The sequence below is a fragment of the Kitasatospora sp. NPDC054768 genome, from assembly GCF_053612025.1.
Window position 1 is genome coordinate 1 of the sequence record NZ_JBSHBN010000067.1, and the last position, 12777, is coordinate 12777.

General features: G+C 72.4%; 9 protein-coding genes. 2 read left to right on the forward strand and 7 right to left on the reverse strand.

Annotated features, from left to right (window positions below):
- Positions 1-751, reverse strand: a 751-nt coding sequence (locus tag ACWGKU_RS20965; protein ID WP_452191513.1) for an NAD(P)H-binding protein, incomplete at its 3' end; no start/stop codon positions are given.
- Between the two features lie 81 nt (positions 752-832).
- Between ACWGKU_RS20965 and ACWGKU_RS20970 the strand changes: the two genes are divergently transcribed.
- Positions 833-1246, forward strand: a complete 414-nt coding sequence (locus ACWGKU_RS20970) for a winged helix-turn-helix transcriptional regulator (protein WP_401051919.1) — start codon at positions 833-835, stop codon at positions 1244-1246.
- Between the two features lie 10 nt (positions 1247-1256).
- Here ACWGKU_RS20970 and ACWGKU_RS20975 read toward each other — a convergent pair whose 3' ends face one another.
- The 5 genes from ACWGKU_RS20975 to ACWGKU_RS20995 all read right to left on the reverse strand — a co-directional run bounded on the left by ACWGKU_RS20975 (position 1257) and on the right by ACWGKU_RS20995 (position 7845).
- On the reverse strand, positions 1257-1700 hold the full coding sequence (locus tag ACWGKU_RS20975) for a hypothetical protein (protein WP_401051917.1): 444 nt from the start codon (positions 1698-1700) through the stop codon (positions 1257-1259).
- Between the two features lie 141 nt (positions 1701-1841).
- Complete coding sequence (locus tag ACWGKU_RS20980; RefSeq protein WP_401051914.1) at positions 1842-3740, reverse strand: Ig domain-containing protein; 1899 nt, start codon at positions 3738-3740, stop codon at positions 1842-1844.
- Positions 3741-4173: 433 nt separating this feature from the next.
- Positions 4174-5451, reverse strand: coding sequence for an alpha/beta hydrolase family protein (locus tag ACWGKU_RS20985; protein WP_452180599.1), 1278 nt, complete (start codon positions 5449-5451; stop codon positions 4174-4176).
- Positions 5452-5570: 119 nt separating this feature from the next.
- Positions 5571-6797 carry an acyl-CoA dehydrogenase family protein gene (locus ACWGKU_RS20990; RefSeq protein WP_401055649.1) on the reverse strand — a complete coding sequence of 409 codons (1227 nt, stop codon included), beginning with the start codon at positions 6795-6797 and terminating at the stop codon, positions 5571-5573.
- Between the two features lie 7 nt (positions 6798-6804).
- Positions 6805-7845, reverse strand: coding sequence for a phosphotransferase family protein (locus ACWGKU_RS20995; RefSeq protein WP_452180598.1), 1041 nt, complete (start codon positions 7843-7845; stop codon positions 6805-6807).
- A gap of 310 nt (positions 7846-8155) precedes the next feature.
- On the opposite strand from ACWGKU_RS20995, the gene ACWGKU_RS21000 reads away from it, so the two are divergent.
- Positions 8156-9421 (forward strand): hypothetical protein, encoded by a 1266-nt coding sequence (locus ACWGKU_RS21000; protein WP_452180597.1) that lies wholly within the window; start codon positions 8156-8158, stop codon positions 9419-9421.
- A 275-nt stretch (positions 9422-9696) separates the two neighbouring features.
- On the opposite strand, the gene ACWGKU_RS21005 is transcribed toward ACWGKU_RS21000, so the two are convergent.
- Positions 9697-12738: a hypothetical protein gene (locus tag ACWGKU_RS21005; protein WP_452180596.1), complete on the reverse strand. Its 3042-nt coding sequence runs from the start codon at positions 12736-12738 to the stop codon at positions 9697-9699.
- Positions 12739-12777: the final 39 nt, after the last annotated feature.

Below are 12777 nucleotides of genomic sequence, written 5' to 3' on the forward strand. Positions count from 1 at the left end.
GCCCGCCCGGGCCGGCGAGGAAGCCGTGGGCGATCGCCGAGTAGGTGCCGACCACCATCGGCACCTGGAAGTCCCGCGCGTCCGAGGCCGCCGCCGCGGCCCGGGCCTCGGTCAGCCGTCCCGGGCGGTACTCGGCGCCGAGCGCCTCGGCCACCTCCGCGCCGCCCACCGCCCGCTCCCCCACCAGCTCGTAGGTGCGGCCCGCGTGCCCGGCGGGCGCCAGGGCGACGTTCACCGCCACCTCCGCGAGGTCCGCCCGGGCCACCGCCGCGAGCTTCCCGTCCCCGAGCGGAGCGCCGATCACCCCGTCCGGGCCGGGCGCGGTGATCGCCCCCAGCAACTCGGCGTACAGGCCGTTGCGCAGCACCGTCCAGCGCAGGGTGGCGGACGCGCGCAGCCGCCGCTCCGTCCAGCGGTGCGCGAGGGCGTAGGGCAGGTGGTCGCCGTCGCCGGAGAGGCTGGTGTAGACGAGGTGCTCGACGCCCGCCTGCTCCGCCGCCTCGATCGCGGCGCCGTGCCGGGCGATCACCACGTCGTCCTCGGCGGCGCCGGCCGAGATCAGCAGCAGGGTCCGCACCCCGGCGAAGGCCTCCGCCAGGGTGTCCGGCCGGTCGAAGTCCACCAGCCGGGCCGGGACGCCGTGCGGCACCTCCCCGGGCGTGCGCGAGCCGGCGACGACGCCCTCCCGGCCGGCGAGCCGCGCCAGGACGAGAGCGCCCAGGCCTCCGTTGACTCCGGTGACGAGCAGCATGGGGTTCCTCCAGGGGTGATCGGTCGTCGGCTGCACGACCATCCTCGATAGCCTGGGCGTCCGGCGTAAGGAGGCACATTCATGTCAGCAGGGCACACCGCGGTAACCACGTCCCGTCCGGTGGTCTGGTGCGAGGACGGCGTGGACTGCGGGATCCGCGACCTGCTGGACCGCCTGGGCGACAAGTGGTCGGTCCTCACCGTCGTCGAACTCGCCCAGGGTGTACGGCGGTTCCGCGAACTGCAGCGCGCCCTGCCGGGCATCTCGCAGCGGATGCTCACCCTGACCGTGCGCCGCCTGGAGCGCGACGGACTGGTCTCGCGGACCGTCCACCCGACCGTCCCGCCGCAGGTGGAGTACGAGCTGACGCGGCTCGGGCACAGCCTGACCCACCTGGTGCGGGCGATGGCGGACTGGTCGTACGGCCACCACGACGCGATCGTCGACTCCCGGCGGCGGTGGGACGAGGCCAACCCCGGCTCGGAGATCCGCTAGGAGTCGGGTCTCACCCGGTGACCTCGACGGTGACTTCGTAGCCGCGCTGCTCGGGCGGGCAGTTGAGGGCCTCGCCGCAGCTGGTGCGGGTCGCGGTGAGGCGGGCGGTGCCGGGGGCGCGGGCGGTGAAGGAGGCGGTGGCGGTGCCGCAGCCGCCGCCGGGGCGGCAGGACGGGGACGGGGCGGTGGCCGGGGAGCCTGCCGGGGTGAGGACGTCGGGGGCGGAACTGGTCGCGGCGGACCAGTAGGTGCTGTGGAGGGCGAGCGTGACGGTCGTGCCGACGGTGGCCTTCAGGGTGGTGCGGTCGGCGTGCTCGTCCACCGTGACCGTCGCCGGGCTCGGCGCGGTCGACGCGGCGGCGGGCGTCGACGGGCCCGTTCCGGTGGAGGCGCAGCCGGCCAGGGTGAGCAGGGCGGCGGCGAGTACCGGGGCGGCGGATCTTCTCGGGTTCACGGTGGTTCCTCCTGCTGGTGTTCCGGGGGGACCGGTTCGACGCCCCGGCGGCCGGTTCGGATCCCGCCGGACGGCGCTCGGACCGGAAACGGCACCGGGGCGGGCGCTGGGCCCACCCCGGTGCGTTCGGCGCGGCGATGGTCAGGAGACGGTCACGTCGTCGTAGTAGGTGTAGGTCGGGTCACCCGGGTAGTTGTCGTCGTGGTTGCTCAGGGTGAGGGTGTAGGAGTGGCCCGGGGTGACGGTCGCCGTCCTGTTGGTCCAGGTACCGGTGGTGGTGCAGGTCTTGGCCAGGACCGTGGTGGTGGTGCCGGTGGTGTTGTCCTTCAGGGTGGCGGTGGCCCAGTCGTAGGTGACGGTGTCGTCACAGGTGTTGCTGTACCAGAAGGACAGCTTGCTGGTGCCGGTCGGCGCGGTGAAGGTCTGGGCGATCGAGGAGTCCCCGGTCGGGCCGGTGGAGCCGACCATGGCGCCGTAGCCGCCGCTGTGGGCGGCGGAGGCGGTGGCGGAGGTGCTGCCGGCGGTGGTCCAGCCGGTCAGGCCGCCGGTCTCCAGTCCGCCGTTGGTGACGGCGTTGCCGCCGCCCCCGCCGGTGGACTCGGTCCAGGTGAAGGTGGTGCTGCCGGCGGCGCCGGTGGTGTCGGTGGCGGTGACCGTGACGCTGGAGGTGCCGGCGGCGGTCGGGGTGCCGGAGATCAGGCCGGTCGAGGGGTTGATCGACAGGCCGGCCGGCAGGCCGGTGGCCGAGTAGCCCAGCGTCTGGCCGGTGGCCGAGTCGGTGGCGTTGATCTGCAGGCTGACCGCGGTGCCGACGGTGCCGCTCTGGTTGCCCGGGTTGGTGACGGTGACCGTGTTGCCGTGGGTCAGGATGGCGTGCGAGATCGCACAGGAGTTGGTGTCGTTGGACCAGCTGGCCTGCTCGGCGTAGCTGCCGAATGCCCCGAAGGAGATGTTGGCGGCGCCGCCGGTGCTGCCGGGCTGGATCCAGGCGCACTCGTCGGAGTTCTCCTGGCCGTTGTAGCTGCTGCCGGAGACGTGGTTGGTCCAGCCTCCGGCCGGGTTCTGGTCGGACATCATCTCGTGCCACTCGTGGCCGAGGGTCATCGTCCAGCCGTCCAGCGTGCCGGGCGAGTTGACGAAGCCGACGCCGCAGTTGGAGCCCGCGTCGATGTTGTACGGCTGGTTGGAGAAGGCGATGTCGCCGTAGGGCGAGCTCGCCGCACCGCCGGTGAGGGTGGTGTCACCGTTCCAGTCGTGCCAGGCGCAGTACCCGGTGGTCGGGTTCTGGTAGTCGTCCGGGTTGGTGCCGTGCGGCGACAGGACGATGTAGTACGCGTCCCGGTTGGCGGCGGCGGTGGTGTTGCCGAAGTGTCCGGCGGCCTTGACGGCCTCCTGGGCGAGCTGGTTGCCGCTGGCCTGGCTCGGCGAGGCGGCCCCGTTGTCGTACCAGACGCCGGACAGGACGCCGCCGCTCTGGTACGGGATGAAGTTGGCGTTGGACGGGCAGCTCACGGCACCGGTGGCGACGGTGGGGCCGTCGCACCACTGGGTCAGGTCGGCCGACCAGGTCTCGCCGTTGGTGCCGATGCCCTTGAACATCTGCTGGGTGGCACCGGCGGCACCGGCCGAGTCGTTGGAGAACTTCGCGTTGCCGCTGGCGTCGGTGGTCTGGGTGCCCCACTGGTTGCCGTAGAACACCAGGTAGACCTTGGAGTGCCCGCTCTGCACGCCGATGCCGTCGACGCCGCCGCCGTACGACAGCGTCTGCTGACCGGTCGCCGCGGCCTGGTCGTGGGCGGCGAGCCACTTCTTGTAGTTCTCGTGCTGGGACATGCCGGGGACCGCGCCGTGCCGGTAGGGGTGGCCGTTCTGCGGGCTCCAGGGGTTGAACTCGTTGGTGGTGCTGCCCTGCGAGCCGGAGATGTCCTGCGCGGAGGCCGGACCGGCCGCGCCGGCCAAGCCGGCGGCGGCGAGCGCGAGCGACGCTATTCCGGTGAGCGCCGCGTACCTCGCGCGTCCGGTCCTGGGGGAGTGACCCATGGGTGAGGGTGCCTCTCTTCTGCCGATCGTCCGCGGCCTCGGGGACCGGGAACGATCCCTTTGTGGGGGAAGGGCCGGCGGCGGATTCCGTCGGGTCGGGTTCCGGTCGAATTCATTCGCACACCCGGAATTGACTGCCCGTCGGCCTTTTGCCGCCTGCGTGGCAAGAAGGAAAGCAGAGCTGATGAACACCGGTCAACGGCGCTGGGTAAGGAACGATTAAGAAGCGCGTCCAAGCAGGTCAAGCAACGTTGATGAAAGGGGATCAACGCGCCTAGTCATTCACTGAATACGACAGGAAATGCCGTTTCGAAATCCGTGAGCGGCCGTGCGGCGAGGCCCCCTGACGGCAATTCGGCGCCGTGCGGAACCTTCCCCCCTCGGCGCGTCCGGAAGGGGGCGGCGCGGGGAATCCGCCCGCCGCCCCGGCCCGCTACCGCTCGTACGCCACCTCGGGGAAGCGGGCCGAGGGCCCGTCCAGCAGGTGGTCGTCCTGGCCGCGCAGCCAGCGGTCGAAGAAGGACGCCACGTAGGAGCGGGTGGCGAGTTCGGCGCGGCCGGGGCGGATGTCGCCGACGTCCTTGCGCAGTTGCTCGGCGCTGAGCACGCCCTGGCGGGCGAGCTGCGGCAGCAGCGGCTGGGCGTCGGTGTACGAGCCGTGGCGGGAGCCGGTGAGGGTGACGTCGGCGTGCCAGCCGGTGCTGTGCTGCCACAGGGCGTTCCAGCCGGGCTGGTCGCGGTAGCCGCCGGAGTCCTCGCCGCCGGTGCCCATCAGCAGGAACGGCCGGTTCAGGCCGTCCTCGGCGACGCTGGGCAGGAGGACGCCGGTGTGGCCGTCGGGTCCGGGGAAGTGCATCTGCCCGTCCATGTTGATCCCGGCCGCGATCCGCGGGTCGTCGTGCATGGTCTGGAGCGCGGTGAAGCCGCCCGCCGACTGGCCGACCATGCCGATCCGGCCGAGGTCGAGGGCCCCGGCCACCCCGGCGGGCAGGCCCGGACGCCCGCCCAGGCCGGCGAGCCGGTCCAGGACGAAGCGGGTGTCGGCGACCCGGGTGTCCATCGCCTTGCGCAGCACCGCGCCGATGTCCAGGCCGGGCCGACCGAGCATGCCGGGGAGCACCGAGGTGGCCAGGTCGCCGCCGGGGAAGGCGACTTCGGAGGCCTCGTAGGTGTGGTCGACGGTGACCACCACGTAGCCGCGCGAGGCGAGGTCCTCGACCAGCGCCGTCCCCCAGGTGCGCGGGTCGCCGAGGCCGGGCGAGTACAGCACGACCGGGCGCGGGCCGCCGGGCAGTGCCGGGGCGTCCTTGCGCGCGTGGGTGCGGATGGCCGACCAGTCGGTGCGGCCGGGCTCGGTGCCGTAGTTGAGCAGGCCGACGCCGTCCGGGCCGTCGAAGTGCCGACCGGCGGCGGGCTCCATGTACGGGGCCCGCTCGTCGCCGGAGGCCGGGTGGGAGGTCGGGTACCAGAGGCTGATCATCAGCTCGCGCCGCTGCCCGGGGTGCCAGGGGTCCTCCCGTCCGGTGTCGGTGAGGTGCAGCGCGGTGGTCCCGATCGGGTACGGCCCGCTGGGCTCGGGCAGCCAGGCCCGGGCCTGCCGCCCGGGGCTCGCGTCCCCCGGCCCGACCGCTCCCACGGCCGTACCGATCGTGCCCACCGCCGTTGCCGCCGCCAGCACCACCGCCGCCACGGCCCGTCCCGGAATGCCCATGATGTCCTCCGTGCTCCGATCGATCGAACACGCAGGACACTACGGTCGGGAACGGGCCGCGGCCGTCATACCAGAGGGCCAACACCTCCCTGAATACCCGGGTATGACACCCCTACGGGTCAGCGCCGGTACTTGCGCAGTTCCCTCCGGGCCAGCGAGCGCTTGTGCACCTCGTCGGGGCCGTCCGCCAGCCGCAGGGTGCGGTTGCCGGCCCAGAGCTGGGCGAGCGGGGTGTCCTGGCTGACGCCGGCGGCGCCGTGGGCCTGGACGGCCTTGTCGAGGATCCACTCGACGGTGCGCGGGGTGGCGATCTTGATCGCCTGGATCTCGGTGTGCGCACCGCGGTTGCCGACGGTGTCCATCAGCCAGGCGGTCTTCAGCACCAGCAGCCGCAACTGCTCGATCCGCACCCGGGACTCGGCGATCCAGTCCTGCACCACGCCCTGCTCGGCCAGCGGCTTCCCGAACGCCACCCGCTCGTCGGCCCGGCGGCACATCAGTTCCAGCGCCCGCTCGGCGATGCCGATGGCGCGCATGCAGTGGTGGATGCGGCCGGGGCCGAGCCGGGCCTGGGCGATGGCGAAGCCCGTACCCTCCTCGCCGATCAGGTTCTCCACCGGGACGCGGACGTCCTCGAACAGCACCTCGGCGTGGCCGCCGTGGTCGGCGTCGTCGTACCCGAAGACCGTCATGCCGCGCCGCACGGTCACGCCCGGGGTGTCGCGCGGGACGAGCACCATGCTCTGCTGCCGGTGGGGTTCGGCCGCCGGGTCGGTCCTGCCCATCACGATGAGGATCCGGCAATCGGGGTTCATCGCCCCGGTGATGTACCACTTGCGGCCGTTGACGACGTACTCCTCGCCGTCCCGCTCGATCCGGGTGGCGATGTTGGTGGCGTCCGAGGAGGCCACCTCGGGCTCGGTCATCGCGAAGGCCGAGCGGATCGCGCCGTCCAGCAGCGGGCGCAGCCAGCGCTCGCGCTGCTCGGCGCTGCCGAACTGGGCGAGCAGCTCCATGTTGCCGGTGTCGGGCGCCGCGCAGTTGAGCGCGGGCGGGGCCAACTGGATGCTGCGGCCGGTGATTTCGGCGAGCGGGGCGTACTGGAGGTTGGTCAGGCCGGCGCCGGGCTCGCCGGGGAGGAAGAGATTCCAGAGCCCCTGCTTGCGGGCCTCGGTCTGGAGGTCGGCGACGACCGGGGGGACGGCCCACCGGTCGCGGGCCGGGTCGGCGAGTCGGGCCGCGAGCTGGGCGGCGAGGACGGGCTCGGCGGGGTGCACGTGCTCGTCCATGAAGGCGAGCAGCTGCTCGCGGAGCTCGTTCGTCCGGGCGTCGTAGGCGAAGTCCATCGGGTTCTCAGCTCTCCTTGAGGGTGCTCAGGCCGTACCGGGCGAGGATCGGGGCCATCTCGCCGGCGCGCTCGAAGCCGGCGCCCAGGGTGCGGCCCTGCCGGAAGCGGAAGTGGATGCCCTCGGCGACGGCGGCGAGCTTGAACGAGGCGAAGGCGACGTACCAGTCGAGGTCCTCCGCCCGGCGCCCGGTCGCGTCGGCGTAGGAGGAGACGATCTCGTCGGGCTTCGGGAAGCCGGGGGCGGTCATGGCGGAGGGGATGATGCCGCCGCCGACGCCGGCGAGTTCGGTGTACATCACCAGCAGGCCGACGTCGGTGAGCGGGTCGCCGAGGGTGGACATCTCCCAGTCCAGGACGGCGGCGATGGTGTCGTCCGCGTCGACCAGGACGTTGTCGAGCCGGTAGTCGCCGTGCACCAGCGCGGGCGCGGGCGAGACCGGCAGCCGCTCGGCGAGCCCGGCGCGCAGGCGGTCGAGGTCGGGCAGGTCGCGGCTGCGGGAGGCTTCCAACTGCTTCGACCAGCGGCGCAGCTGGCGCTCCAGGTAGCCCTCCGGGCGGCCGAAGTCGGCAAGGCCGACGGCGGCCGGGTCGATCCCGTGCAGGGTGGCGAGGGTGTCGACCAGCCTGCGCCCGAGCGCGTGCACCCGCTGTTCGCCGAGGGCGGCCAGCGGGGCGGCGTCCCGGTGGGCGGTGCCGGGGACGTACTCCATCAGGTACCAGGGGGCGCCGAGGGTGTCGGTGTCCGGATCGAGCAGCAGGGTGCGGGGGACGGGGACCCCGGTGTCGCGCAGCGCGGTCATCACCCGGTACTCGCGGCCCATGTCGTGCGCGGTGGCGAGGACGTGCCCGAGCGGCGGGCGCCGGAGGACCGCGCGGAAGGCGCCGTCGCTCAGCACGTACGTGAGGTTCGAGCGGCCCCCTTCGATGAGGTCGGCCCGCAGCGGCCCCCGGCCCCGGCCCTGGAGGATGCCGGGCAGCTCGCGGTCCAGGTGGGCCCGGAGGCGGGCCAGGTCCAGGCCTGGCGGGTCGACGGGGGTCTCGGCCATCGGGCGGCTCCTCGGGGAAGCGGATCATTGACTAAGCGCTTGCTTAGCATTCAACCGCAGGAGGCCCCCTGTCAATGCCGCGAACCCCCGCGCCGCACGGCTCCGGGGTCCGATCGGCGCGGGGGCCGCCGGCGAGGCCTGCTCATCACGCATCCGCCGTGCGACACAAGGGAGTTGCTCGCCGGCCCCTCCGCCACCGCGGTCGCACCGGCCCCGCCTCGACAGAGGTCGATCAAAAGTGTTCTGATGATCACTTCCATCGATCGTCTTCTGAACACCGCCTGATCGAAGATCAGAGAAATGGGGTCCGGTGAGGACTGCTCGCGGCTCGGCCATCCTGCTGGCGATGGGGGTCCTCGGGACCTCCGCCCTGGCGACGGGATGCTCCGGCACGCAGAGCAGACCCACGGCCGCCACCGGCACCACCCCGTCCAGCCCCGCCCCGAGCGCCACGACCGACACCCCCGCCCCGCCACCACCCGCCCCCACCCCCACTCCCACCTGGGACGGCCAGGTCAAGGTGCTCGGCGACGGCTCCACCTCCTACACCGGCCCGCAGCCCAAGCAGCCCACGCCCGAGAAGCTCAAGCCCGGCGAGAAGCCGCCGCAGTTCGTCGTCTTCTCCTGGGACGGCGCGCTGGAGGGCGACGATCGCATGTTCTCCCGCTTCCGCAAACTCGGCGTCGAGAACAACGCCCAGATGACCTTCTTCCTGAGCGGCCTCTACACCCTCCCCAAGTCCAAGAGCACGCTCTACAAGCCACCGCAGCACAAGCCCGGCGACGCCTCCATCGACTACGCCACCGACCCCCACATCAAGGACACCCTGGAACAGCTGCGCCTCGCCTGGCAGGACGGCAACGAGATCGGCACCCACTTCAACGGGCACTTCTGCAACGCCAAGGGCGGTGGCGAGTGGAGCACCGAGGAGTGGAAGAGCGAGCTGGACCAGGCCGTCTCCTTCGTCACCAACTGGAAGACCAACACCGGCTTCAAGGACGTCCCGCCCCTCCCCTTCGACTACACCAAGGAACTGGTCGGCGGCCGCGCCCCCTGCCTGGAGGGCCAGAAGAACCTGCTGCCGGCCGAGAAGGCGGCGGGCTTCCGCTACGACGCCAGCTCCCCGGGCGAGTTCCAGGTCTGGCCGGTGAAGAAGGAGGGCATCTGGAACTTCCCGCTGCAGATGCTCCCCTACCCCGGCAGGTCGACCCAGAGCCTCTCGATGGACTTCAACTTCCTGGCCAACCAGTCCGGGAACACCACCAACGGCGACCCCAAGAAGTACGACACCTGGGAGAAGGAGACCCGCGAGAGCTACCTGGCCGGCTTCGAACGCGTCTACAACGGCAGCCGCGCCCCGCTCTTCATCGGCAACCACTTCGAGTCCTGGAACGGCGGCATCTACATGCAGGCCATCGAGGACGTGATGAAGAACGTCTGCAAGCGCGAGGGCGTCCGCTGCGTCTCCTTCCGCCAGGTCGCCGACTGGCTCGACGCCCAGGACCCGAAGGTCCTCGACCAGCTCCGCCAACTCGACCCCGCCCAGCCGGCCGAATGGTCCCGCCTGGTCAAGTGACCGGACGGGACCGCTCCCCGGGGTCGGCCCGGCCGCCGGGCTGCCGGTAGGAAGAGGCGCACCCCCGCCGTTCGGGGCGTGGGGGCGCCGGCCGGGTGCGTGTCAGCTTCGCCGGATGGGGCGGCGTGGGCGGCCGCCGGGAGCTGATCGCACGGATCATGCTCGGCGCGGGGCACGGCCGACCCGCGCCCCGCGGACGGCGCGAGGGCGCCCTCCCGGTCGCCGCGGGGCGGTCGGGAGGGCGCCCTGTCGGACGCGCGGGCGGGGCGGAGGCGTCAGCCCCAGTTGCCCACCAGCGGGACGTCGCCCGGGTTGCCGAACTTCTTGCTGTAGATCACCAGGTCGGAGTTCTCGGCGGCCCCGTAGAAGCTCTGGTCGCCGGGCCGGTAGACGCCGATGGTCTCCTTGCCGGTGCCGTCCCAGTCGCCCTTGACCGGGATGTCGCCGGGGTTGCCGAACCTGACGCCCGGGCGCGGGTGCTCCGTCCGGTTGGAGTCGTTCAGGTAGAAGGTCTGGGTCTGCGGGTCGTAGACGCCGACGGTGGTGGTGCCGTTGCCGTCCCAGTCGCCGACCAGCGGCTTCCAGCCCTCGTTGCCCAGCTTGATCCGGTACGTGATGGTGGAGTTGTCGTCGGACAGGTAGAAGTACTGGTCGCTGGGCCGGTAGACGCCGACCGTGGTCCGTCCCTGTCCGCTCCAGTCGCCGACCAGCGGGATGTCGCCGGGGACCCCGAACGGGAAGGTGGCGGCCACGGTGGCGTTGTCGTTCGACAGCTGGAAGGTCGAGGTGTCGGGGTGGTAGACGCCGATGGTGTCGGTGCCGGGACCGTTCCAGTGGCCGGTCAGCGGGACGGCGTCGCCGCCGGCGCCGAACCCGGTCCGGCCGGTGTACCGGCCGTTGTGGGCGGCCTCGGCGAAGCCGGCGTCCGACGGCCGGTACACGCCCACCGAGGCGGGTGCCGGCGTGGGCGTGGCGTTGACCACCGCGCTGCCGATCCGCTGCTGCGCCGCGACGGTCAGCGGCACCTTGGTCGGCTGGTCCGGGCCGAGCCAGCGGAAGTTCTGCAGGTAGACGACCCGGGGGTCCTGCGCGGCGATCGCGCGGTACTCGGCGTTGTACGCCGCGATGTCCGCGTCGGTCCTGCCGGAGTAGCAGCCGTCGGCGACGCCCTGCTCGTTGGTGGACTCCGGGAAGAGCATCAGGTGCTGGTCGGGCGAGGAGAGGAAGGTCTTCAGGTTCGCCAGCCGCCACTGGATCTCGCCGCGGCCCACGCAGTAGTAGTCGAAGCCGACGATGTCGACCTCGGGCGGGATCGGCGCGCCCTGCTCGGCGTTCCAGCGGTCGAGGCTCATGATCAGCGTCTTGTCCGGGAACGCGGCCCTGATCTGCTGGGCCTGCGTCTTGACCTGGTCCTCGTGCAGGCCGTGGGAGTAGGCCTCGTCCGTCATGTCGACGGCGGCGATCTTGTCGATGTTCGGTCCGATGCGCTGCACCAGATCGAGCAGGTTCTGCGCGGCGTTCGGGTTCGGGGTGACCTGCCAGTCACCCGGCGAGCGCGGGATCACCGTCTCCTGGTTGAGGTCGATCACGCAGGAGGCCGGCAGGCACTGGTCCAGGAACTCCAGGCGGGGGTCCTGGTCGCGCAGGTAGTTGTTGAAGTTGGTCCACTGCGCCACCTCCGGCGCGTGGTTGGCGCCGTAGTTCGGCTCGTTCGGGTCCCGGATGTCGAAGAACCCGTAGTAGCCGAGCCCGCCCAGCATGGAAACCCGCAGGTCGTCCACCGTGGTGACCCGGCCGGCCGCCGAGTGGTGGGCGCCGAGCGAGACGTAGCCGTCGCGGGGCAGCTGGGCGGCGGTGCGGCCGGAGAAGACCGTCGCGCCGTTGACCCGCACGGTCGCCTGCTGCTTGTCGCCGGTCCTCAGCGCGACCGACACCTCGTAGGAGCCCGCCGCCGGGACGGCGGTCAGGGCGGTCGGCGTGCCGCCCTGGAAGAGCGTCAGCCCGCCGTCGGCCTGGACGCGCAGGCCGAGCGCGACGTCCTCGGCGTCCACGGCGCCCGTGCCGCCCGAGGCGTTGCTGACGGCGAGGGAGGCCCAGTCCTGGCCGGTGGTGGCGCCGACGACCGGGGTCAGGACGGCGTGCACCGTGTAGGCGCCGCTCTGGACGTCCGAGGTGGCCGGCTTGTTCAGGCGCACCGCCGAGGTGCCCTTGGGGAACGACAGCACGTTCGGCTGGGCCGGGCTGTTGACCTGCACCGAGCCCGCCGGCGGGTCGAGGGCCAGGCCCTTGACGCCGGAGACGGCGGTGTAGTCGGCGGAGATCAGGCTCGGCTGGCGGGCGCTGAGGTCCTGGTTGAGCCCGAAGTCGGCGGTGGCGTTGGGCGCGCCGTCGAAGGTGTCGACGAGCGGCTTGGCGCTGCGGGTGGCGCTGGTGTCGATCCGGCTGACGTTCAGGCCGTGGCCGGCGCCGTCGCCGAAGGTGGTGACGCGGTTCGGGTCGGAGAGGTAGGCGCCGAGGTAGAGGAACTCGCTGCCCGGCCAGCGGGTCACCCCGGCCGGCGCGGAGACGGTGAACGGGGTGCCGTTCACCGTCAGGGTGACGGCCCGGTCGGCGCCGGTGGAGACGGTGAGCGCGACGGCGTACTGCGCCGTGGGTGCCACCGAACCGGTCCAGAAGGGCGTCTCGCCGCCCCCGCCGTGGAAGAGGGCGAGCTCGCCGCGCGAGTTGACGGTCAGGCCGAGGTCGACGTCGCCGCCGGTGACGTAGCCGTTGCCGCGGTGGCTGCGGCTCAGCACGATCGAGCCCCAGTCCTTGCTGGTGGTGTCGCCGACGACCGGGTCGATCACCGTCGAGACGGTGTAGTGGCCGGTGCCGTCCGCGACGGCCGGCGCGCCCAGCATGACCGCGGAGACGCCCTTGGCGAACAGCAGCTTGTTCGGGTGGTCCGGGTGGCTGGTCTGGACGAACCACTGGTCGGGCGCGACCGAGGTGTCCCAGCGGCCGGAGACCCGGGTGTAGGAGATCCCGTGCTGCTTCTCCGGGGGCGACTGCCGGGCGTCGATCCCGACGTTCAGCCCGTACATCGGGTCGGTGTCCTGGGACGGGTCCAGCCGGAAGGTGTCCGCGAAGGCGCGCGTGGTGTCGAGGTCCACCGGCGTCGGCCCGGACCCGTCACCGGCCGGTGCGGCACCGGCCGGTGCGGCGCCGGCCGTGGTGGCGCCTGCCGTGGTGGGGGCGAGGCCCGCGGGCAGCAGCGCCAGCGCGAGCGCCGAGGCGCCGGCCAGCAGCCTCCGGCGCAGGCGTTGAGTGAGTATCACCGAGTCTTCGTCTTCCGGTCGTCGAATCGGCGGCGCGGG